The organism is Actinophytocola sediminis (genome assembly GCF_054779715.1).
On sequence record NZ_BAAGXS010000077.1, the window covers coordinates 135047 to 157280 of the forward strand.

21 protein-coding genes are annotated in these 22234 nt (G+C 71.3%); 5 read left to right on the forward strand and 16 right to left on the reverse strand.

Annotation, left to right across the window (positions count from 1 at the left end; translation table 11 throughout):
* Positions 1 to 32 precede the first annotated feature (32 nt).
* From ACYVIP_RS35705 to ACYVIP_RS35725, 5 genes are all read right to left on the reverse strand, one after another.
* A complete protein-coding gene (locus ACYVIP_RS35705; protein ID WP_460404557.1) occupies positions 33 to 194 on the reverse strand; it encodes a DUF397 domain-containing protein in 162 nt (53 codons plus the stop codon).
* The gene (locus ACYVIP_RS35710) at positions 191 to 1021 is read right to left on the reverse strand and encodes a helix-turn-helix domain-containing protein (protein WP_460404559.1); all 831 of its coding nucleotides are present in this window, start codon (positions 1019 to 1021) and stop codon (positions 191 to 193) included. Before ACYVIP_RS35710 ends, ACYVIP_RS35705 begins: the two co-directional genes overlap by 4 nt.
* Before the next feature lie 99 nt (positions 1022 to 1120).
* Positions 1121 to 2770, reverse strand: a complete 1650-nt coding sequence (locus ACYVIP_RS35715) for an AMP-binding protein (RefSeq protein WP_460404561.1) — start codon at positions 2768 to 2770, stop codon at positions 1121 to 1123.
* On the reverse strand, positions 2770 to 3639 hold the full coding sequence (locus tag ACYVIP_RS35720; protein WP_460404563.1) for a metallophosphoesterase: 870 nt from the start codon (positions 3637 to 3639) through the stop codon (positions 2770 to 2772). Before ACYVIP_RS35720 ends, ACYVIP_RS35715 begins: the two co-directional genes overlap by 1 nt.
* A 52-nt stretch (positions 3640 to 3691) precedes the next feature.
* Positions 3692 to 5188 carry a glutamate--cysteine ligase gene (locus ACYVIP_RS35725; protein ID WP_460404565.1) on the reverse strand — a complete coding sequence of 499 codons (1497 nt, stop codon included), beginning with the start codon at positions 5186 to 5188 and terminating at the stop codon, positions 3692 to 3694.
* Positions 5189 to 5292: 104 nt separating this feature from the next.
* Between ACYVIP_RS35725 and ACYVIP_RS35730 the strand changes: the two genes are divergently transcribed.
* Together ACYVIP_RS35730 and ACYVIP_RS35735 are read left to right on the forward strand one after the other, a co-directional pair.
* Positions 5293 to 6111, forward strand: a complete 819-nt coding sequence (locus tag ACYVIP_RS35730) for a TrmH family RNA methyltransferase (RefSeq protein WP_460404567.1) — start codon at positions 5293 to 5295, stop codon at positions 6109 to 6111.
* Positions 6112 to 6138: 27 nt separating this feature from the next.
* The gene (locus ACYVIP_RS35735) at positions 6139 to 6726 is read left to right on the forward strand and encodes a DUF2537 domain-containing protein (protein ID WP_460404569.1); all 588 of its coding nucleotides are present in this window, start codon (positions 6139 to 6141) and stop codon (positions 6724 to 6726) included.
* 7 nt (positions 6727 to 6733) lie between these two features.
* On the opposite strand, the gene ACYVIP_RS35740 is transcribed toward ACYVIP_RS35735, so the two are convergent.
* A complete protein-coding gene (locus ACYVIP_RS35740; RefSeq protein WP_460404571.1) occupies positions 6734 to 8554 on the reverse strand; it encodes an ABC transporter ATP-binding protein in 1821 nt (606 codons plus the stop codon).
* A 56-nt stretch (positions 8555 to 8610) separates the two neighbouring features.
* Positions 8611 to 10476: an ABC transporter ATP-binding protein gene (locus ACYVIP_RS35745; protein ID WP_460404573.1), complete on the reverse strand. Its 1866-nt coding sequence runs from the start codon at positions 10474 to 10476 to the stop codon at positions 8611 to 8613.
* Positions 10477 to 10591: 115 nt separating this feature from the next.
* Between ACYVIP_RS35745 and ACYVIP_RS35750 the strand changes: the two genes are divergently transcribed.
* The gene (locus ACYVIP_RS35750; RefSeq protein ID WP_460404575.1) at positions 10592 to 10837 is read left to right on the forward strand and encodes a hypothetical protein; all 246 of its coding nucleotides are present in this window, start codon (positions 10592 to 10594) and stop codon (positions 10835 to 10837) included.
* A 19-nt stretch (positions 10838 to 10856) separates the two neighbouring features.
* Here the strand turns inward: ACYVIP_RS35750 and ACYVIP_RS35755 are convergent, their stop codons facing one another.
* Positions 10857 to 11816 (reverse strand): GbsR/MarR family transcriptional regulator, encoded by a 960-nt coding sequence (locus tag ACYVIP_RS35755; RefSeq protein WP_460404577.1) that lies wholly within the window; start codon positions 11814 to 11816, stop codon positions 10857 to 10859.
* A 154-nt stretch (positions 11817 to 11970) separates the two neighbouring features.
* Between ACYVIP_RS35755 and ACYVIP_RS35760 the strand changes: the two genes are divergently transcribed.
* Both ACYVIP_RS35760 and ACYVIP_RS35765 read left to right on the forward strand, forming a co-directional pair.
* Entirely contained in the window at positions 11971 to 12873 is a 903-nt protein-coding gene (locus tag ACYVIP_RS35760; protein ID WP_460404579.1) for an ABC transporter ATP-binding protein, read from the forward strand.
* Positions 12870 to 13706 carry an ABC transporter permease gene (locus tag ACYVIP_RS35765; RefSeq protein ID WP_460404581.1) on the forward strand — a complete coding sequence of 279 codons (837 nt, stop codon included), beginning with the start codon at positions 12870 to 12872 and terminating at the stop codon, positions 13704 to 13706. Before ACYVIP_RS35760 ends, ACYVIP_RS35765 begins: the two co-directional genes overlap by 4 nt.
* 60 nt (positions 13707 to 13766) lie before the next feature.
* Here the strand turns inward: ACYVIP_RS35765 and sepH are convergent, their stop codons facing one another.
* From sepH to ACYVIP_RS35805, 8 genes are all read right to left on the reverse strand, one after another.
* Positions 13767 to 15014 carry a septation protein SepH gene (gene sepH, locus ACYVIP_RS35770; RefSeq protein ID WP_460404583.1) on the reverse strand — a complete coding sequence of 416 codons (1248 nt, stop codon included), beginning with the start codon at positions 15012 to 15014 and terminating at the stop codon, positions 13767 to 13769.
* Between the two features lie 125 nt (positions 15015 to 15139).
* On the reverse strand, positions 15140 to 15976 hold the full coding sequence (locus tag ACYVIP_RS35775; RefSeq protein ID WP_460404585.1) for a phosphoribosylaminoimidazolesuccinocarboxamide synthase: 837 nt from the start codon (positions 15974 to 15976) through the stop codon (positions 15140 to 15142).
* Positions 15977 to 17119, reverse strand: a complete 1143-nt coding sequence (serC, locus tag ACYVIP_RS35780) for a phosphoserine transaminase (protein WP_460404587.1) — start codon at positions 17117 to 17119, stop codon at positions 15977 to 15979.
* A gap of 170 nt (positions 17120 to 17289) precedes the next feature.
* Positions 17290 to 18660 (reverse strand): serine hydrolase domain-containing protein, encoded by a 1371-nt coding sequence (locus ACYVIP_RS35785; protein ID WP_460404589.1) that lies wholly within the window; start codon positions 18658 to 18660, stop codon positions 17290 to 17292.
* Positions 18661 to 18739: 79 nt separating this feature from the next.
* Positions 18740 to 19360: a response regulator gene (locus ACYVIP_RS35790; RefSeq protein ID WP_460404591.1), complete on the reverse strand. Its 621-nt coding sequence runs from the start codon at positions 19358 to 19360 to the stop codon at positions 18740 to 18742.
* A complete protein-coding gene (locus ACYVIP_RS35795) occupies positions 19357 to 20562 on the reverse strand; it encodes a sensor histidine kinase (protein WP_460404593.1) in 1206 nt (401 codons plus the stop codon). Before ACYVIP_RS35795 ends, ACYVIP_RS35790 begins: the two co-directional genes overlap by 4 nt.
* Positions 20559 to 21374: an ABC transporter permease gene (locus ACYVIP_RS35800; RefSeq protein WP_460404596.1), complete on the reverse strand. Its 816-nt coding sequence runs from the start codon at positions 21372 to 21374 to the stop codon at positions 20559 to 20561. The genes ACYVIP_RS35795 and ACYVIP_RS35800 overlap by 4 nt, the downstream gene beginning before the upstream one ends.
* Complete coding sequence (locus ACYVIP_RS35805; RefSeq protein ID WP_460404598.1) at positions 21371 to 22207, reverse strand: ABC transporter ATP-binding protein; 837 nt, start codon at positions 22205 to 22207, stop codon at positions 21371 to 21373. The genes ACYVIP_RS35800 and ACYVIP_RS35805 overlap by 4 nt, the downstream gene beginning before the upstream one ends.
* Positions 22208 to 22234: the final 27 nt, after the last annotated feature.

Consider the following 22234-nt stretch of genomic DNA (forward strand, 5'->3'; position numbering starts at 1 on the left):
GGTTTGTCCTTGTGTGCGAAGAAGATGCGCTGTCACCGGGAGCGAGCGAAGGTGACCAGTCTGGTAAGCGCGGCGCGGTCGACGGGCAGTCTGGTCTCGGGTCGTTTGCTGTCACGCAGTGCGGTCAGATCGTCGCGTAACTCCACACAGTTGCCTGTCGGGCCCGAGCGGGATGACCTACGCCACTTGGTCACATCTCCTCCAGCAACGTCCGCAGGAACATCTGGCTTTCCGTGGTGGACAACGCCACCTGCTCCAGCGTACGTCGCAGGGTGAAGTACGACTCCGCAACTTCCTCGTGCAGGAACATGCTGCCGTTCCACGCTTCCACGTACACCACCGGCGAGCCGGTCGGAAACTCCAGCAGCATCCAGGAGTGGTTGATCAGCGCGTGTGGCGTGTGCTCGCGCAGCACGTGGACGCCGATGCCCCGGTTGCGGGCGTCGATCAGGTGCCGCAACTGGCCCTGCAACGTCGTGGTGCCGCCGAACGGGGTTCGCAGGGCCGCCTCGCCGATGAAGGCCGTGTAGTCCAGGGCGCCGAGCACCTGTTGGCGCCGCAGGCGGGCCATCCACCGGAACTCGATGTCGCGCGGATCGACCTGCACCGAGCGCATCGTGGCGACCGCGTAGTCGTAGGTCTGCAGCAGCCCGGGGACGAGGTTGGCCGACCAGTCCGTCAGTCCCGTGGCATCGGCCTCGTAGCTGGCCAGGGTGCCCATGTCGGACGGGACGCCCGGCAGGCCACGGTCCCACCAGCCGATGCTGTCGGCCTCCTCGGCCGACTCGACCAGCTGCTGGCGTTCCTTCTTCGGCAGGCCGTAGACGGTGCACAACGTGGCCACGTCCGCCGCCGACACATGCCGCTTGCCGTTCTCGATCCTGGACATCATCGTCAGCGAGTACTGCGTCCGTTTGGCCGCCTCCTCCAACGACAACGTCGTCCGTTCCTTCCGGATCGCGCGCAACCGCGCGCCGATCACCCGGTCCCGGGCCCGTGGCCCGCGTCTGGTCTCAGGCATTTCACGCTCCGCACAAGTCCGCAGTTCTCCGCAGAGAAAATACCTTGCGGAGACGGACGCGGCACGCCGAAAGGGCGGGTTTTCGCGGGTGGAAAGGAACTACGCGTGCCGGGCGGCCGCGATCTCCTGTAGCCCAAGCAGTTCCACCGACACCGCGCGCATCTCCACCTTGCGGATCTTGCCGGTGATGGTCATCGGGAACTCGTCCACGATGTGCACGTACCGCGGGATCTTGTAGTGCGCCAACCTGCCGGTGCAGTACTCGCGTACCGCGTCCGCGGTCAACGCCGCCGCGCCGGGGCGCAGCCGCAGCCACACCATCAGCTCCTCGCCGTAGCGCTCGTCGGGCACGCCGATCACCTGCGCGTCGAGCACGTCGGGATGGGTGTACAGGAACTCCTCGATCTCCCTGGGGTACACGTTCTCCCCGCCGCGGATGACCATGTCCTTGATCCGGCCGGTGATGTTGAGATAGCCGTCCTCGTCCATCACCGCGAGGTCGCCGGTGTGCATCCAGCGCTCGTCGTCGAGCACCTCGGCGGTGCGGTCGGGCTGTTCCCAGTAGCCGAGCATCACCGAGTAGCCGCGGGTGCAGAACTCGCCGGGGGTGCCACGGGGCACGGTCTGGCCGGTCTCCGGGTCGACGACCTGGACCTCAAGATGCGGGTGCACCCGGCCGACGGTCGACACCCGCCGGTCGAACGAGTCGTCGGCGCGGGTCTGGGTGGACACCGGCGAGGTCTCGGTCATGCCGTAGCAGATGGTCACCTCGGACATGCCCATCCGCTCGATCACCTGCCGCATCACCTCGACCGGGCACGGCGAGCCGGCCATGATCCCGGTGCGCAGCGAGGACAGGTCGTGCTCGGCGAAGGACGGGTCGGCCAGCTCGGCGATGAACATCGTGGGCACGCCGTAGAGCGAGGTGCAGCGCTCGGCGGCCACCGCCTCGAGGGTGGCGCGCGGCTCGAACGCGGGCGCGGGGATGACCATGCACGCGCCGTGCGAGGTGGCCGCGAGGTTGCCCATCACCATGCCGAAGCAGTGGTAGAAGGGCACCGGCAGGCAGATCACGTCCGCCTCGGTGTATCCGCACAGCTCGCCGACGAAGTAGCCGTTGTTGAGGATGTTGTGGTGGGAGAGCGTCGCGCCCTTCGGGAAACCCGTGGTGCCGGAGGTGTACTGGATGTTGATCGGCTCGTCGGCCGACAGCCCCTCCTGGATCTCCTCCAGCTGGGCCACCGAGCCGCCCCGGCCGATCGCGACCAGGTCACGCCACTGCTCCTGGCCGATCAGCAGCACGTCGAGCAGGTCGGGGCACTCCGGGCGGACCTCGTCGATCATGGCGGCGTAGTCGGAGGTCCGGAAGCTCGGCGCGGCGACCAGGGTGCGGATGCCGGACTGGTTGAGCACGTAGGTCAGCTCGTGGGTCCGGTAGGCGGGGTTGATGTTGACCAGGATCGCGCCGATCTTCGCGGTGGCGTACTGGACGAAGGTCCACTCGGCGCAGTTGGGCGCCCAGATGCCGACCCGGTCGCCCTTCTCCACCCCGAGGTCGACCAGCCCGAAGGCGACCGCGTTGACCTCGTCGGCGAGCTGGCGGTAGGTCCACCGGCGCCCACTGGCCCGCTCGACCAGCGCGTCCCGGTCGCCGAAGGCGGCCACCGTGCGGTCGAGGTTCTCGCCGATGGTGTCGCCGAGCAGCGGCTTGTCGGACGTCCCGGACACGTAGCTTGGCGCGCTCGTCATCACCCCATCCTGCCGCCACGCCCCACGATCGGCCTAACCTCGCCGGCGATCAGTCCTCGACGGGCTCTGGTGCTCCAGGGCAGCGGCACGATCAGGCACGGGCCGCCGACGAACACGCCGCCGTCGACGCCCAGCGCGCGGCCGTCGGCGTACTCGTAGGGGCCATCGACCAGCGCCGGCGCGATGCCGAGCTGGTCGGCGATGACGCTGTGGCCGTGTACCACCTGCTGGCCGCCGAGCACCGTCAGCAGCTGGCCGGCGGTCTCCGCGCCGTGCGGGCCGCGGAAGGCGTGCCGGGTGGTCAGCCGCCGCCACACCTCCCACCACTCGACCAGGTCCTCGGAGACCAGCACCTCGTGGATGCCGGCGTTGATCTCGTCGATGTCCCCGCCCCACACCAGGTACTCCACGGTGTCGGAGTGCATCAGCAGGTGGTCCTCGACCAGCGAGACCGCCGGCCGCGAGGTCAGCCACTCGACGTGGGCCTCGGTGAGCGCGTCCTGGTCGCTCGGCTGGCCGCCGTTGAGCTCCCAGCTGCGCGCGAAGCTGCGCGGGCCGAAGTCCGACGGGACCTCGGTGTCGCCGAAGCGGTGCATGCCGAGCAGCAGGATCTCGTGGTTGCCGAGCAGCGTCTGTACCTGCCCGCCGGCCTGCGCGGCCTCCTCGGACAGCCGCATGACCAGGTCGATCACGCCGATGCCGTCTGGCCCCCGGTCGACGAAGTCGCCGAGGAACCACAGGTGTGTCTGATCACCTGACCAGGTGGTCTCCTCGTCGACCAGCCCGGCGTCGGCCAGCGCGGCGAGCAGCTCGTCCAGGTGCCCGTGCACGTCGCCGACCACGAATGTGGAGCGTCCGTCTTCCTGCACAACGCGACAATATGCCAGGTGGGAAAAGACGGCCGCGACGCTGTCGGTATTGCTAGCCCACTGACCAGGTGTGCACCGGCTCGTTCGCCGCGCTGAACTCGAGGTACCTGGCGAGCATGCCGACCAACGCGGCGTCCCGGCTCAGACCTCGATCTTCAAGCCTGGCCACGGTCTCCCGCTGCCAGGTCGAGCCGGTGCGCTGGGCAAGACAGCGCTGCTCGATCACCCCGAGATAGCGCTCGCGAGCCTCGTCGGAAACTTTGCACTCGCGCAGGCCGTCGTGGGCCAGTGGTAGCAGCCTGCGCAACACCAGCTCGTCGGGCGGCACCCAGCCGATGCCCGGCCAGTACAGCTGCGCGTCGAACGCGTGCCGGGCGCCGGCATAGAAGTTCTCCTCGGCGGCCTGGAAGGACATCTGCGACCACAGCGGGCGCTCCTGGGCGGCCAGCGCCCGCTGGGCGCCGTAGAAGAACGCGGCGTTCGCGATCAGGTCGACGACCGTCGGCCCGGCCGGCAGCACCCGGTTCTCCACCCGCAGGTGCGGCACGCCGCCGACCACGTCGTACACCGGGCGGTTCCAGCGCCAGATCGTGCCGTTGTGCATGCGCAGCTCGGTCAGCCTCGGCGCGCTGCCGGCGTCCAGCGCCTCGATCGGGTCCTCGGCGTCGAGCTGGGGCAGCAGGCCGGGGAAGTAGCGGACGTTCTCCTCGAACAGGTCGAAGATCGAGGTCACCCAGCGCTCGCCGAACCACACCCTCGGCCGCACGCCCTGGTTCTTCAGCTCCTGCGGGCGGGTGTCGGTGGCCTGCTGGAACAGCGGGATCCTGGTCTCGTGCCACAGCGCCTTGCCGAGCAGGAACGGCGAGTTCGCGCCGATGGCCACCTGCACGCCGGCCAGGCACTGCGCGGCGTTCCAGTGGGTGGCGAACTCCTCTGGCGGGACCTGCAGGTGGAGCTGGGCGGAGGTGCACGCGGCCTCGGGCAGGATCGAGTCGGCGCTGCTGCGCAGCCGCTCGCCGCGCTGCCCGGGGATCGCCGGGCCCTCCATGTGCAGCTCCATGTCCTCGCCGCGGGCGGCGAAGATCGTCTCGTTGAGCTGGCTGTACCTGGCGTTGGTCGACAGCCACTTCGCCTTGAAGTGCTCGGCGCGCAGGGTCGGCAGCATGCCGATCATCACCAGCGCGGCGTCGGCGTCCTGGGCCTTGCCGTTGGCCGAGGCGAGCGCGGTGAGCAGCTCGGCCTCCAGCTCGCTGGCCCCGTCGCCGGCCAGCGGGCGCGGGCGCACGTTCAGCTCGATGTTGTGCTGGCCGAGCTCGGTGGTGAAGGACGGGTCGTCCAGCTTCTCCAGCACCACGTCGTTGGCCATCGCCGGCGCCAGGGCGTCGTCCACCAGGTTCAGCTCGACCTCGAGGCCGATCTGTGGGGGTGAGGTGGAGAATCCGCCCTCGGCGAGCATGCGCGCCAGGGCGTCCAGACATCGCTGAACCTTCTGGCGGTATCGCTGACGGTCTGTGCGGGCAAAAGAGTCGGCGGCGACGTCCTGTCCCATGTGGAACCTCCCCAGGCCGGACGGGGGAGGTCCGGCGAATGCGCGGGAGTATCAACCGTGACATATGTACGAACGTGGAAGCTAGGGCCAATAAGGTGCTGTGTGTGACGTTGAGTGACCATGATTCGGTGATCGAGGTGCCGGCGCCGGACGACGCGCGGCTGGACGAGTTCCGCGACCTCACCACCGCCGACCGCAGGCCCGACCGGCCTGGTGGGCGCGGGCTGGTGATCGCCGAGGGGGTCGTGGTGGTGCGGCGGCTGCTCGCCTCCCGGTATCCGTTGCGCGCCGTGCTCGGCGTGCCGCGGCGGGTGGCGGAGCTGGCCGGCGACCTGGCCGGGCAGACCGCGCCGGTGTACACGACGTCGGCGCAGACACTGGCCGAGGTGGTCGGGTTCCACCTCAACCGGGGGGTGCTCGCGGTCGCCGACCGGCCGGTGGCCTGGACCGCGGCGCAGGTGGTGGCCGACGCGCGGCGGGTGGTCGTGTTGGAGGGCGTCGGGGACCACGAGAACCTCGGGTCGCTGTTCCGCAACGCCGCCGCGCTGGGGTTCGACGGGGTGCTGTTGGGGCCCGGCTGTGCTGATCCGCTGTACCGGCGCAGTGTGCGGGTGTCCATGGGACACGTGCTCGGGGTCCCGTTCGCGCCGGTCACCGAGTGGCCAGGTGGGCTGAAGTGGTTGCGGGACCAGGGTTTCCAGGTGCTGGCGATGACGCCGGCGGACAGCGCGGTGCCGGTGGCCGAGTTCGCGGCGTCACCCAGAGTGGCGGTGTTGCTCGGGTCGGAGGGGCCGGGACTGAGCGCCGAGGCGGTCGCGGCGGCGGACGCGGCGGTGCGGGTGCCGATGGCCGGCGGGGTCGACTCGCTCAACGTGGCCACCGCGGGCGCGGTCGCCTTCTACGCGCTCGGTAGTTTCCGGTAGACGGTCCGGCGAGGGGGAGGGGTATCGGTGCAGCTGCGCGCCAACGGTGAGCGTGCGGTGCTGGTCGGCCATGACGGGACGGCGCGGCGGGAGGTCGATCCCCGCCGGCTGCCGCTCGGGGGCGAGCTGACCGACGCGCTGCACGAGTGGGCGCGGGTGGCCGACGTGGTGAGTCGCGGCGACGCGGACACCCAGCCCGCCGCGCGGGCCGTGATCACCCGCCGGGGCCTGCAGCTCGCCGGCCGGATCGCCGCGTCGATGGGCGTGCCGGTCGGCTACCTCGACCCGCTGACCGGCGAGGAGGCCACCGTCGAGCCGCCGGCCGCCGCCGCCCGCCCGCCGGCCACCCGCTCCCCGGAACCGACCCCGTGGCTGACCGGCCTCACCGTCGCCGCGGTGAGCCTGGTCCTCGCCGTGGTCACGATCGTGACCCTGGCCGCGACCCTCGCCGACACCAACGTGCTGCTGGCCCTGGCCTCCAACATCGTGGTCACCGCCGGCCTCCTGCCGTCCCTCTGGCTGGTGCGCACCGCCCCCACCTGGCGCTGGGTGGCCTACGGCGTCACCACCGCCATCGCCATGGCCTGGCTGGCCCTGCCCTTCATCCTCTGGTAGCCCCACCTCAGGCGAGGGATTCGAGCCAGGTGCGGTGGAGGGCGGCGAAGCGGCCGCCGGACGGGTGTTCGATCAGGTCGGTGGGGGAGCCGTCCTCGACTATGCGGCCGGACTCGACCACGAGGACTCGGTCGGCGATCAGGACCGTGGACAGGCGGTGGGCGATGATCAGCGCCGTGCGGTCGGCCAGGACGGACTCCAGGGCCCGCTGCACGGCGCGCTCGGTCGGCACGTCCAGGCTCGAGGTCGCCTCGTCCAGCACCAGTACCGCCGGGTCGGCCAGGAACGCTCTGGCGAACGCGACCAGCTGGCGCTGCCCGGCCGACAGCCGGCCGCCGCGCTTGCGGACGTCGGTCTCGTAGCCGTCGGGCAGGGCGGCGATGAACTCGTCCGCGCCCACCGCGGCGGCCGCCGCCTCGATCTCCGCGCGGGAGGCGTCCGGCCGGCCGAGCGCGATGTTGTCCGCGACCGAGCCGGCGAACAGGAAGTTCTCCTGGGTCACCGTCACCACCGCGCGCCGCAGGTCCGCGTCGGCCAACTGCCGCAGGTCGACCCCGTCGAGCGCGACCGTGCCGGCCCTCGGGTCGTAGAACCTGGCCACCAGCTTGGCGATCGTCGACTTGCCGGCCCCGGTCGCGCCGACCAGGGCGACGGTCTGGCCGGCCGGGATCGTCAGGTCGAAGGTCGGCAGCACCACCGGGCCGTCGCCGGTGTAGCCGAACTCGACCCGCTCGAAGGTCACCGCGCGCCCGGTGTCGGCCGCCGGCAGCGCGACCGGCTCGGCCGGTTCGACCAGCGCCGGCCGCTCCTCCAGCACCCCGGAGATCTTCTCCAGCGCGGCGATGGCCGCGGTATAGGAGTTCGCGAACATCGCCAACTCGTCCAACGGGTCGTAGAACCGCCGCAGGTACAGGGTGAACGCGGTCAGCACCCCGAGCTCGAGACCGCCGTCCACGACCCGCACCGCGCCGATCGCCAGCACCAGGGCGAGAGACAGGTTGCCGACCAGCCGGACGGTCATCGTGTAGGTGGCCATCACGTCCAGCGCGGTCTTGTTCGCGTGCCGGAAGCTGTCGTTGAGGTCGGCGAGAATCCGCTCGTTGCGCGACTCCCGGCGAAACGCCTGCACCGCGCGCATCCCGTTCATCGTCTCCACGAACTGGACGATGATCTTCGCGATGGCGCCCCGGGTGTTGCGGTAGGCGAAGCGCGAGCGCCGGTAGAACCACCGGGTCACCAGCATCACCGGGATGAGGCCGGTGAGCACCAGCAGCCCGAGCGGCAGGTCGAGCACCAGCAGCATGACCGCGATGCCGACCACCGAGAACAGCGCGGTCAGCAACCCGTCGAGGCCGTCCTCGAGCAGGTCGTGCAGCGAGTCGATGTCGCTGGTGAGCCGGGAGATCACCTTGCCGGAGGTGTACTTCTCGTGGAAGGAGAGGGAAAGCCGCTGCGCGTGGCCGAAGATCCGCTCGCGCAGGTCGAGCAGCAGGTCCTGGCCGAAGCGCCCGGAGACCTTGAGGAAGGCGAACCGCAGCGCCGCTGCCCCGAGCCCGGAGGCCAGATAGCCGCCGACACACCAGGCCAGCACCCCGGGGTCGCCGTCGATCGCCCGCGTGATGCCGGTGTCGATGGCGACCGCGATCACCAGCGGGCCGACCAGGGTCAGCACGTTCTCCATGATCACCAGGGCCAGCGCGAGCAACCCGAGGCCGAGCCGGGGGCGGACCAGCGAGGACAGCAGCACGCGGGAGCGCCGGTGCAGCCGCGCACCGACGATCGCGTCGACGTCCTCGACGTCCTCGGCCGCGACCCCGCGCCAGTCCATGGATTCGTCTCCCCGGGATTGACCCTGCTGGTCGGTTTCCGAGGTGGACAACGGGTTCACGCGACCACCTCGCTGCGCTCGTCGTCGCGCAGGTCGTCGTCCCGCAGGTCGTCGTCCCGCAGGTCGTCGTCGCGCACGTCGTCGTCGCGCACGTCGTTGTCCAATGTGGACAGTAGGTTGCGGTACTCGGGGTTGGTGGCCAACAGGTCGGAGTGCGTGCCGATCGCGGCGATCCGGCCGTCGGTGAGCAGCGCGACCCGGTCGGCCAGCTGCACGGTGCTCGGCCGGTGGGCGACCACCAGCGCGGTCACGTCCGCCAGCACACTGCGCAGCGCGTGCTCCACCTCGGTCTCGGTGTGCACGTCCAGCGCGGACAGGGGATCGTCGAGCACCAGCACCGATGGCCGGCCGACCACCGCGCGGGCCAGCGCGAGCCGCTGGCGCTGGCCGCCGGACAGCGACAGGCCCTGCTCGCCGATGCGGGTGTCCACGCCCCACGGCAGGTTCTCGACGAAGTCGGTCGCCGAGGCCACCGACAGCGCCTGCCGGACATCGTCCTCGGTGGCGTCGGTGCCGCCGAGCGCGATGTTCTCCCGCACGCTCGCGGAGAACAGCACCGGCTCCTCGAAGGCGGTGGCCACCACCGTGCGCAGCCGGGTCAGGTCGAGGTCGCGCACGTCCACCCCGTCGATGGTGACCCGCCCGCCGGTGACGTCGGCCAGCCGGCCGACCAGCCCGGTGAGCGTGGTCTTGCCCGAGCCGGTCGCGCCGACCAGCGCGACTGTCTCACCTGGACGGACGTCGAGCGTGATGCCGCGCAGGACCTCGGTTTCGCTGCCCGGATAGGCGAAGCGCACGTTCTCGAAGCGCAGGTGCCCGTGCACCTCGGCTGGCAGGGCGCGGGGCACCGCCGGGCCGGTGATGGTCACCGGTGCGTCGCGGACCTCCCAGTAGCGGCTGGCGGCGGTGGCGGCCTGGTTGGACTCGGCCAGCAGCCAGCCGATCGAGTCGGTCGGCCAGCGCAGGTAGGTCGCCACCGCGATCGCGGCGACCAGCGTGCCCAGGGTCATGCTGCCGTTGGCGATGCCGAAGGTGCCGTAGAGCAGCTGGCCGCCGATCGCGAGCTCGGGCAGCATGATGATGGCCGCCCACAGCAGGCCGATGACGTGCACCTTGCGCAGCTCGGTGCGCCGGAGTTCCTTGGCCTGCTTGGCGAAGACGCTCGCCAGGTGCGGGCCGCGGCCGAACGCCTTGAGCACCCGGATGCCCAGCGCGGACTCCTCGACGGTCGTCGCGAGGTCGCCGTTCTGGTCCTGGGCGCGGCGGGCGAGCACCGCGAACTTCGACTCGTACAGCGTCGAGATCAGGATCAGCGGTAACGAGCACAGGGTGGAGATCGCGCCGAGCACCGGATCCAGCACGAACAGCACGACCAGGCCGAGCACCAGGATCAGGCTGTTCACCACGAGGAAGATCGCGGCGAACGCGATGAACCGGCGCAGCGTCGACAGATCCGACACCGCGCGGGACAGCAGTTGGCCGGACTGCCAGCGGTCGTGGAAGTTGATCGGCAGGCGTTGCAGGTGGCGGTACAGGTCCTCCCGCAGCTCGGCCTCGATCCGGGTGCTCGGTCCGGAGATGAGGCGCCGGCGGATGAAGAACAGCATGGCCTCGGCCGCGCCGAGGGCGCCGATCGCGGCGATGAGCCAGGTGAGCGTCGAGGTGTCGCCGGTGGCCACCGGGCCGTCCAGGATTCGCTGGAGGACCAGTGGGATCAGCAGTCCGCAGATCATCGAGCCGAGCACGGCCGACGCCGAGCCGATCAGGCGACCGCGAACCGGTCTGAGGTAAGGGGAAAGCCGGCGCAGGGCGGCGAGGTTCTGCCCGCGCGCTGGCGCTGCGTCATCCTTGGTGTTGGTCATGATCTCCCCACGAGTCGCCCATCGACGGTAGGTGATGGGCACCCAAGCCGGCATCCGCTTTTCAGGGTGCGACCTCCAGCGCGGTGGAGGTCAAGGTCGCGGGATCATCATCACCATGACGCGACCGGAGCCCGTGCGTTTCCTGCGTACCGAGTCGACCATGGCCTTCCCCGAGGGGCGACTGCTCGCGCTGCGGGCGGGGCAGCTGTTCGTGCTCGCCCCCGACGGCTGGACCAGGCTGCGTGCCAACCGACCGCCGGGGACGACCTGGCTGACCAGGGAGGAGGCCGAGGACTGGTGTGAGCGCGAGGGCTGGGACCTGCACCTGCTGGACACCGTGCCCGCCGGCCCCCGCGTCTGACCGCCGCTGTCGGTGCCCGTCAGTACGCTGGTTTCCGGGGGGCGGAGCCCAACGGCCGCGGCCGCCCGACCAGCTGGAGCCCGGCGCGCTGGGCGGGGCTCAGGTGCCGAGGGCTCGCGATGACGGTGTAGGTGTCGCCGACGCGACGCACGGCCAGCGGCCCCGCGATGCCCGGCAGCCGCTCGGCGTCGTGCAGCGAGGCCAGCACCCTGGCGGTCGGCCAGGCCAGCGCGGCGGCCAGGTCGCGGGCGGCGCGCGGACCGCCCGCGTGCACCAGCGCGGCCAGCACGGTCAGCGCGTCGGCCACCTCCGGTTCGCTCGGGCCGCCGGACATGTCCTTGCTCAGCTGGGCGAAGAACTGGGACATGTGCGCCAGCCGCGCGCCGACGGGCGAGGCCTGGTCGAAGATCTCGGTGCCGCGCTTTGCCGTGTCGGCCAGCATGTCGTTGGCGTGCGCGCTGGTCAGCCAGGTGCGTAGCCAGACGTCGTCGTCGATCACGTAGTGCTCGCGGCGGTCGTGGCGTTCGCGGCCGATCAGGTCGAGCCGCTCCAGGTAGGCGACGGCCTTGGAGACCGAGGCCGGGCTGACCCGCAGCCGGTCGACCAGCTCGCCCGCGGTCAGCGTGCCGGAGTCGGTGGTGACCAGGCTGGCCAGCACCCTGGCGGCCATCCGAGGCAGGCCGATGTGCACCAGCAGGGTGGCGAAGCGCTCGACGTAGTCGAGCACGGCCTGGTGGTCGGGGCTGTCGGGCGCGGTCGCCGGCTGGCGGGCCGGGCGGTGGCGGCGGGCGCGCTGGCCGGTGGCCCGGTGTGCCTGGTCGGCGCGGTAGGCGCCGGGGCCACCGTTGCGCGCGACCTCCCGGCTGATGGTCGAGGTCGGCCGGCGCAGGCGCCGGGCGATCTCGGCATAGCCGAGCCCTTCGGCCAGCCAGGACGCGATCTGTTGCCGGTCCTCGTGGACCAGTCGGCCTCCCGGCATTCGTGCCCGCCCTCCAGTGTGTCTGACAAGTGTGCGTTCACGGTCAGAACAGTGCAACGTTTCGTTGCTTTTCTCGGCAAGACCATTGCAATTCTTGAGATCACGCTGGGAAAGTAATGTTGACTGAATATAAAACGCAACGTAGCTTTCGCGCATGACTGAACGAAGCGACGAACCGGTCGTGCTCGAGGTCGACGGTCTGCGCATGCGCTACGGCACGACTGACGTGCTGCACGAGGTGACCTTCCAGGCACGGCGCGGGGAGGTGCTGGCGCTGCTGGGGCCCAACGGCGCCGGCAAGACGACCACCATCGAGATCCTGGAGGGCTTCCGGACCGGGTCGGCGGGCCGGGTCGAGGTGCTCGGCACCGATCCGGCACACGGGTCCGAACAATGGCGCGCGCGGGTCGGGGTCGTGCTGCAGTCGTGGCGCGACCACGGCAACTGGCGGGTGCGCGAGCTGCTGGCCCACCTCGGGTCGCTCTACGCCGGCTACGCCACCGAGTCGATCTCCCGGCCGTGGGACATCGACGAGCTGGTGGCCGCGGTCGGCCTCGGTGAGCTGGCCGGCCGGAAGATCAAGACGCTCTCCGGCGGGCAGCGGCGGCGGTTGGACGTGGCGATCGGTCTCGTCGGCCGGCCGGAGGTGCTGTTCCTCGACGAGCCGACCGCCGGCCTCGACCCGCACGCGCGGCGGGAGTTCCACCGGCTGGTGGCCAGCCTCGCGGGGACCACCACGATCCTGCTCACCACCCACGACCTGCACGAGGCGGAGGTGCTGGCCGACCGGATCGTGATCCTCGACGGCGGCCGGATCGTCGCCGACGGCACGGCCGCCGAGCTGGCGCGGCTGATCGCGGGCACCGACGAGGTGCGCTGGACCCGCGACGGCCAGCACTACACGCACGCGACCGCGGCGTCCACGCCGTTCGTCTTCGACCTGTTCACCCGGTACGGCGCGGCGATCGGTGATCTGGAGGTCCGCCGGGCGTCGCTGGCGGACACCTACCTGGAGCTGGTGCGCTCGGCAGAGCAGCACGCGGCGGTGTCGCGATGAGCCCGCTGCGCGCCGGCTGGACCCGCGGCCTGATCGAGCTGCGCCAGTCGTTCACCAACGGCGCCGAGCTGTGGGCGCACCTGTGCTGGCCGTTGCTGATGGTCGGGGTCACGTTCTTCCTGCGGGACGTGTCCTTCGGCGGTTCCGGGTTCCTGCTCGGCACGCTGGTGCTGCCGAGCATCCTCGGGATGAACGTGGCGGTCGGCATGGTGAGCATGAGCCAGCTGCTGACCGCCGACCGCGAGGACGGCACGCTGCTGCGAGCGAAGGCGACGCCGAACGGGATGGTGGCCTACCTGGTCGGCAAGATCGTTTCGGTGTCCGGTGGACTGGTCGCCGACCTGGTGATCTTTCTGGTGCCCGCGATGCTGATCGTGCCCGGGCTGGCGGTCGGCGATGCCGGCAGCTGGGTGGTGGTCGGGTGGGCGCTGGTGCTCGGGCTGTTGGCGACGTTGCCGGCGGGGGCGGTGCTCGGGTCGGTGTTCACCAGCGTGCGGGCGCAGGGGCTGTTGACCCTGCCGATCATCGGGTTGATCGGGATCTCGGGGATCTTCTACCCGGTGGCCGCGCTGCCGGAGTGGTTGCAGGGGGTCGCGCAGGTGTTCCCGTTCTACTGGCTCGGGCTGGCGATGCGCTCGGCGTTGCTGCCGGACGGGGCGGTGGTGGTGGAGCTCGGCGAGTCCTGGCGGCAGCTGGAGACCGTCGGCGTGCTGGGCGCGTGGGCGGTCCTCGGCCTGGCGGTCGCGCCGGTGGTCCTGCGCCGAATGGCCAGACGCGAGTCCGGGTCGAGCGTGGCCCAACGCCGGGAACGAGCACTGCAACGCATCGGCTGAGCGCGTGTTCGCTCGCCAGGGAGCCGGGTTGTTGGCTCCCTGGCGGCGCGGTGTCGGTTGTCAGCGGTTGGAGCGGGTGCCCAACAGGACGTCCTCCCAGGAGGGGACGATCGGGCGGCCCTTCTTGCCCTTGCGGGCGGGCGGCTTGGCCGGCGCGGGGGCCGGCTTCGGCTCGGTGGCCGCGGCGGGTACCGCTGGTTCCGGCTCCTCTGCTGGTTCCGGTTCGGGGGTCGGTTCTGGTTCTGGTGCTGGGTCGGGAGCCGGGGTGGCCGCCGCTGGTTGCTGGCGAGGCGGGGCGGTGTCCGGCTCGGTGGGTTCCGTCGGGGGTTGGGAGGTGTCCTCGTCGTCGGGCGGGGGCGTGGCGGCTACCGGTTCCGGCTCCGGTTCTGGCTCCGGGGCCGGTGGTGGCGGTGGGGCCGGCGTCGACTGGCGTGGGGCCGGCGGTGGAGTCGGTGTCGACTGGCGTGGGGCCGGGCTTGGCCGGCGGGGTTCCGGGGCGGCCGGCGGCTCGACCAGCTCCGCCTGCTGCTCCTGCTCGTCGGTGAGTTCGATGTCCTGCACGAACTCCTGCTCGGAGCGCGGTTCCTGCTCGTCGGTCGTCCCGCGCAGGGGCGGCTCGCCGCCGCCGACGGCCTGCCGGCGCTCGACCGGCTCCAGCGGCGGGCGCTCGACCTGGAGGGCCTGGGCGGCCAGCTCGGTCACCGGGCGCACGGTGCGCAGCTGGCGGTTCGGGTTCGGGTCGAGCAGGTCGATGGCGTGGTCGTCGAGCGGGGTGACGGTGCCGCCGTGCGCACCGGGGTGGAACGACCAGTGCGCGCGGTTGTGGGAACGGCCGGCGGTCCAGGTCAGCTGGATCACCCACTTGCCGTCCTCGCCCTTCCACGAGTCCCAGGTGGCGGCGGTGAAGTCCTGGCCACGGGCGGTGAACGCCTGCGCGACCACCTCGCCCAACTCCTGTACGTCTGGACCGTCCTCGCGGATCGGGTGCGCACGCTGGGCGAGCTCCGCGGTGCGGGATCGCTCCAGCAACACCGGGTAGGCGAACCGCTCCACCCGGCTCGCTGGTACGCCGGCCGCTGCCGCGACCTGCTCTACGGACTCTCCCGCACGAATGCGGGACTGGATCTCACGAGGACGCATCTGGCTCTCCAGCTCGATGGCGATCTGGCCGAGTCGGGTGATGTCTCCTCGGGCTGCCGCGCGCAACCGTTCGTCCGCGGGAATCTGGAAACGCTCGCCACGTGCCGGGTCCTCGCAGATGACGATCTTGCCGTCCTCTCCGAGCCCGACGACCCGCAGCGAACGCATCGCGGCCTCCCTGGGAACAGACTTCACCTCGCCAGTTGCCACGTTAGTTCGGCGGGTCGCCTTGACGGGCTAGGCGCGCCGAGTACCGTGCCATCGGTCCAGATCAGATCTTGCCGGACTCCTGGTCAAGAGCGCCAGACCGAACCGGTGATCTTCTCGAACGCGTCGACGTAGCGGGCCCTGGTCGCCACCACCACTTCCTCGGGTAACTCCGGCGCGGGCGGCCGTTTGTCCCACCCGGCGCCGACCACCCAGTCGCGGACGAACTGCTTGTCGTAGGCGTGTTGCGGGCGGCCGGGCAGCCATTCGCCAGCCGGCCAGAACCGGGACGAGTCGGGCGTGAGCACCTCGTCGGCGAGGGTGACCACGCCGTCCTCGGTCAGGCCGAACTCCAGCTTGGTGTCGGCGACGATGATGCCGCTGGCGGCCGCCCGCTCGGCGCCCCGGCGGTAGATCTCCAGCGTGCGGTCGCGCAGCTGGTCGGCCAGGTCGGTGCCGATGGCGCTGGCGACCTCGGTGAACGTGACCAGCTCGTCGTGCCCGCCGTCGGAGACCTTGGTCGTCGGCGTGAAGATCGGCTCCGGCAGGCGGCTGCCCTCGACCAGGCCGGGGGGCAGCGGCACGCCCGAGATCGCGCCGGTCCGCTGGTACTCGAGCAGGCCGGAGCCGGCGAGGTAGCCGCGCGCGATGCACTCGAACGGGACCATCGCCAGCCGCCGGCAGCGGATGGCGCGGCCGGCGAACCGCAGCGGCACCTCGGTGGCCGACACGAGATGGTTCGGCACGATGTCGGCCAGCTGGTCGAACCACCACACCGACAGCTGGGTGAGCAGCGCGCCCTTGTCCGGGATCGGGGTCGGCAGTACGACGTCGTACACCGACACCCGGTCCGAGGCCACCAGCAGCAGGTCCGCGCCATCGGAGTAGATCTCGCGGACCTTGCCGCTGTAGACGTGCTGCATCTAGACGCGCTCCGCCAGCCAGTCGACGCACTGGGTGAGCGCGGTGACGTCGTCGGGCTCGACGGCCGGGAACATCGCCACCCGCAGCTGGTTGCGGCCCAGCTTGCGGTACGGCTCGACGTCGACGATGCCGTTGGCGCGCAGCGCCTTGGCGATGGCCGAGGCGTCGGTGCCCTCGTTGATGTCGATCGTGCCGACGACCTGCGAGCGGTGGGCCGGGTCGGCCACGAACGGGGTGGCGAACGAGCTCTTCTCGGCCCACTCGTACAGCCGGGACGAGGAGTCCCTGGTGCGCTCTGTGGTCCAGGCGAGGCCGCCGTGCTCGAGCATCCAGTCGATCTGCTCGGCCAGCAGGTAGAGCGTGGCGATGGCCGGGGTGTTGTAGGTCTGGTTCTTGAGCGAGTTGTCCAGCGCGGTGGTCAGCGACAGGAACTCGGGCACCCAGCGGCCGTTGGCCCCGATCTCGGCCACCCGCTCCAGCGCGACCGGGCTCATCAGCGCCAGCCACAGGCCACCGTCGGCGGCGAAGGACTTCTGCGGCGCGAAGTAGTAGACGTCGAAGTCCTCGGCGTTGACCGGCAGGCCGCCGGCCCCCGAGGTGGCGTCGATCGCGACCAGCGCGGCGTCCGAGCCGGCCGGGCGGTGTACGGGCACCGCGACGCCGGTGGAGGTCTCGTTGTGCGCCCAGCCGACCAGGTCGGTGCCCTCGGCGTACTCGATGGCCGGCGCGGTGCCCGGCTCGGCGGTGACCACCACCGGGTCGTCCAGGAACGGGGCGCCCTTGGTGACCGTGGCGAACTTGGCGGAGAACTCACCGTAGGTGAAGTGCTGGGCACGCTGGCGGACCAGGCCGAAGGCGGCCGCGTCCCAGAAGGCGGTGGTGCCGCCGTTGCCCAGTAGAACCTCGTAGCCATCCGGCAGCGCGAACAGCTCGCGCAGGCCGGAGCGGACCCGGCCGACCAGGGCCTTGACCGGCTGCTGGCGGTGGGAGGTGCCCATCAGCGCGGCGCCGTCGGAGACCAGCCGGTCCAGCTGTGCCTGGCGGACCTTGGACGGACCGGAGCCGAACCGGCCGTCGGCCGGCTTGAGGTCGGCGGGCAGTACCAGCGAGGTTGGGTCGGTCGTGGTCGATGACTGCGTCATGTGACTGCGCCTCTCGGCATTACGGGGTTGGGTTACGGCGACGTTGCCGGGGCAAGTCTCTCTCATCGCGCCCGAGTTCGGGGCGACCCCCCATGCCCGAGGGTCCGGTTATCCACAACCGGACCACTTGTCCACATGTCGATCTTGAGTGCTTGACAAAGATGGATGGTTCAGTTCCCGGTGGGCCAACTGCCCAGGTCAAGGCCGCCGGGGACAGGCGCGGCCTCGTCGTAGGGGGTGCGGGTGAACACGAAGGTCGCCAGGTCGAGGTGGCTCGGGGCGCCGTCGGCGTGCCGGTGCACCCGCAGGGTCTCGCCCGCGTAGTAGTGGTCGAGGCCACGCCAGGTGTCCTGGCCGGCCGGCCGGAACCGGGACGCGCGGCCGCTGGTCGACTGCGGGCGCAGGTCCAGCCAGCCGTCCGGCAGCAGGCGCAGCGTGTAGGGCCACGGGCCCCAGAACCACTCGCCGGTCAGCGCGAGCAGCGCCGGGTCGGCGGCCTGCTGGGGTATCCACGGCGCCGGCAGCGCCGGCTCGTAGTCGTCGACCAGCTTGAGCAGGTCGGTGGCCAGGCCGGACACCCCGACACCGGCGGTGCTGTTGGTCAGCGCCAGCGCGCCGGTGGTGGTCGCCGGGTCGACCACGACACTGGCCAGGAAGCCGGGCATCGAGCCGCCGTGCCCACAGAACCGGCGGCCGGCGTCGCGGAAGGTCTGCAGGCCGAGGCCGTAACCGGCGGTCCACGCCGGGCCGTCCTCCACCGCGGTGGGGATGCGCATCTCGGCCAGCGTCTCGGGCGCCAGCACGCCGCCGGTGTCGCCGGCGAGAAACCGCAGCCACCTGGTCAGGTCCGTCACGGTCGACCACAGCTGACCGGCAGGGGCCATCGCGCCCGCGTCCGGCGCCGGCTCGGGGAGCAGCACGTCGGCGAAGGGGTGCACGGCGAAGCCAAGCGCGTGCGGGGCGACCGGGTGCGGGGTGGTGCGGGTCATCCCGAGCGGCTCGAGCACCTCGGCGTTCAGCGCGCTCAGCCAGTCGGTGCCGCGCAGCTCGGCGACCAGCTGGCCGAGTGCCCCGTAGCCGACGTTGGAGTAGTGGAACCGCTCGCCAGCGCGATGGCGGACCGGCTCCCCGGACAGGCTCTCCACCAGCGCCGGCCAGTCGTCGCCCGGCGCACGCTCCCACCAGTCGCCGGGGGACTCCGAGGTCAGCCCGCCGGTGTGGGAGAGCAGCTGGGCCACCGTCAGATGCCCGAAGGACGTGCCACCGATGTGCTTGTCGAGCGCGTCGTTGAGGTCGAGTCTGCCCTCGTCGCGCAGCCGCAACACCAGCACCGCGACGAACGTCTTGGTGATCGAGCCGATGCGGTACTGGGTGTCGATGGTCGGCGCCGGACCGTGCCGGGTCCCATCCACGATGCCGCGGGCACCGTGCCAGAGCAGCTCCTGCCCACGGATGACGGCGGCCACCAGCGACGGCGCCCGGCGTTCGGCCTGCTCCACGGCGACCCTTCGGAGCAACGCGAACTCGGTGGTTTGCAGCATGGCCGTCATTGTGGCCGATAGCCGACGGCGGCTGGATCGGTCATGGGGCATTACCAATTACCGCTGCTAACGACCCTGGTCAACGCAGTAGTCCCTGGGCCATCGCGGTGGTCACCGCCGCGGTCCGGTCGGAGACGCCGAGCTTGCCGAAAGAGCGCAGCAGATGGGTCTTGACGGTGGCCTCGGTGATGTGCAGGGCCCGCCCGATGTCGGCGTTGGTCAGACCCTTGCCGACCAGCGCCAACACCTCGACCTCGCGCGCGGACAGGGTCTGCTGGGCCGGCCGGCGGACCTGGTTGACCAGCCGGCCGGCCACCGACGGCGCGAGCACGGTCTCCCCGCGCGCGGCCGCCCGGACCGCCCCGGCCAGCTCGGCCCGGGAGGCGTCCTTGAGCAGGTAGCCCGCCGCCCCCGCCTCGACCGCGCGCAGGATGTCGGCGTCGGTCTCGTAGGTCGTCAGCACGACCACCCTGGCCCGCTCGGACTCGGCCAGGATGCGCGCGGTCGCGCCGACCCCGTCCAGCCCGCGCATCCGCAGGTCCATCAGGATCACGTCCGCCTCGACGGCCATGGCCAGCGCGACGGCCTCCTCGCCGGAGCCGGCCTCGCCGACGACGGTCAGGTCGGCCTCGGCCTCCAGCATCCCGCGCAGCCCCTCCCGGACCACCGGGTGGTCGTCGACCAGCAGCACCCTGATCACGTCGGCACCTCCAGGGTCAGCGTGGTGCCGGCCGGTCCGCTGCCGATCTCCAACGACCCGCCGACCTGCTCGGCCCGCGCGCGCATGCCGCGCAGGCCGTAGCCGTCGACGGCCAGCTCCGGGTCGAACCCGGTGCCGTCGTCGGTGACCCGCAGGGTCGCGGTCGTGGCGTCGGCCCGCAGGTGGATGGTCACCCGCGCGGCGTCGGCGTGCCGGCGCACGTTGGTCAGCGACTCCTGCACCGTGCGCAGCAGCACCACCTCGAGGCCGGTCGGCAGCTCGGCGATGTCGCCCTCGACCTCGTAGTCGGTGTGCATGGCGGTCTCCTCGGCCAGCCGCTCCAGCTGGCGGTGGATCGCCTCGTCCAGCGACGCGGTGCCCAGCACCGAGGGCATCAGGCCGGCGACCAGCGCGCGCGCCTCGCCGAGGTTCTCCCTGGCGGTGCGCGCGGCCAGCCGCAGGTGGTGGCGGACCTTCTCCCGGTCGCCGGCCTGGTCACCGTCCAGCTCGGACTCCGCGGCCTGGACCAGGGTCAACACACTGGTGAACCCCTGCGCGAGGGTGTCGTGGATCTCCGCGGCCAGCCGGGACCGTTCGGCGACCACCCCGGCCTCGCGGGAGAGCCGGCCGATCTCCTCCCGGCTCCGCTCCAGCTCGTCGATCAACTTCTTGCGCTCCTCGCTCTCGGTGACCACCCGGTAGATCCACGTGCCGAGCAGCACCGACAACGTGAGGGAGAGCAGGATGCCCGGTCCCACGTCGGTGAGCACGTGTTCGATGCCGTCGTAGATGGTCACGTTCACCGCCGGCAGCAGGTTGGCCGCGACGATGAAGCCGATGGCCTCCCGCAGCCGCACGCTCATGAAGATCAGCGGGCACACCGCGAACAACCCGATCGAGGCCAGCTGCGCGGACACCACGGCCACGCCGAGCAGCAGCACCACGCCGGCGGCGAAGACCCGGCCCGGCCACGGCCGCACCAGCTCCTGCTCGGCGAGGATGACCCGGCGGCCGTAGGCGAGGTACCAGAACGCCATCAGCGACATCGCGGCGATCACGACCGTCCGCGCGATCGGCGCCACCTCGTCCGCGTTGAGCATGATGCCGATCAGGGCGAGGTAGCCCAGGACGAAGTACATGTCCCAGAGCCGGAACCAGGCCTGCGAGGCCTCCCGGTCGGTGACCTCGCTGCTGATCGTCATCGCTCCTTGCGGCTGGTCATCCGGAACGTCAGCAGGCACAGCAGCAATCCGACCACGCACCAGCCGCCGAGCACCAGCGCGGTCGCCCCCAGCTCCCAGGAGCCCGCTGCCTCGTAGGCGCTCATGCCGTCCGGCAGCAGGGCCGAGCGGAAGCCCTGCGCCACCCACTTCACCGGGAACAGCGCGCCGATGTCCAGCATCCAGCCGGGCAGCACGACGATCGGGATGTAGACGCCGGAGACGAACAGCAGCCCGATGTAGGGCAGGTTCGTGATCGCGCCCGCGCTCTGCGCGTTCTTCGCGAACGAGCTGATCGCGAGGCCGAGCAGCGCGCAGGAGACCGTGCCGAGCAGGAACACCCAGCCGAGGGTGAACCAGCGTTGTGCGTCGCCGGGCAGCTCGGTGTCGAACATCACCATGCCGACGGCGAACAACAGGATCAGCTCCGCCAGGCTGGCGACCACGACCAGGACGATCTTGCCGATGAAGTAGGCGCTCAGCGGCACTGGCGCGCCCCGCAGCCGTTTGAGCGTGCCGTCCGCCCGGTCCTCCGCGACGCCGATGCCGAGGGTGAGAAACGACGTCGAGACGATGCCGGCGCCGGCCATGCTCGCGACGAACACCTGGCCGGAGGTGGCCCCGGTGTCCCCGTAGGCGTCGGTGAACACCGAGCCGAGCAGCATCAGGATCAGCGCCGGGAAGGTGAAGGTGAACACCACCTGGTCCTTGTGCCGGAAGAACTGCCGCAGCTCGATCCCGCTGCGGGCCAGACCGACGCTCAGCACGTTGGGCAGGGCGAGGGTGGTGGTCATCTGGCGCCTCCGATGAGCTCGAGGTAGGTGTCCTCCAGGCTCGGCCGGCTGACGGTCAGTTCGGGGAGCTCCCGGTCGCCGGCGGAGAGCTGGTGGATCAGCGCGGTCGGGGTGTCGGTGAGCACGGCGTGCTGGCCGTCGGCGTCGAGCCAGCTGACCGTGGCCTTCGCGGTGGACCGGCCGCCGAGGGTGGCCGGGGTGCCGCGGGCGACGATCGTGCCGCCGGCGATGACCGCCACCTCGTCGGCGAGCGCCTCGGCCTCGTCGAGGTAGTGGGTGGTCAGCAGGATCGTGGTGCCGACGTCGGCCAGGGTGCGGATGAGGTCCCAGAACTGGCGGCGGGCCTCGGGGTCGAAGCCGGTGGTCGGCTCGTCGAGGAACAGCAGCTCCGGCTGGCCGATGATGCCGAGGGCGACGTCCAGGCGGCGGCGCTGGCCGCCGGAGAGCTGTTTGATCCGCGCGCCGGCCTTCGCGGTGAGGCCGACGCGCTCGATCACCGCGTCCGGCGCGGCCGGGTCGGGGAAGTAGCCGGCGTAGTGCCGGACGGTCTCGGCGACGGTCAGCTCGGCGGCGTCGTTGGCGGTCTGGAGCACGATCCCGATGCGGGCGCGCCAGGCGCGGCCCGCGGTGGCGGGGTCGGCGCCAAGGACGGTGACGTTCCCGGCGGTGCGGTCGCGGTGGCCTTCGAGGATCTCGACGGTGGTGGTCTTGCCGGCCCCGTTCGGGCCGAGCAGCGCGAACACCTGTCCCCGCTCGATGTCCAGGTCGATCCCGTCCACCGCGACCAACGTGTTGTAGGACTTGCGCAGTCCTCGAACCTGTATGGCGGTCATGGCCACGAGCCTGCCCGCGTATGCCCC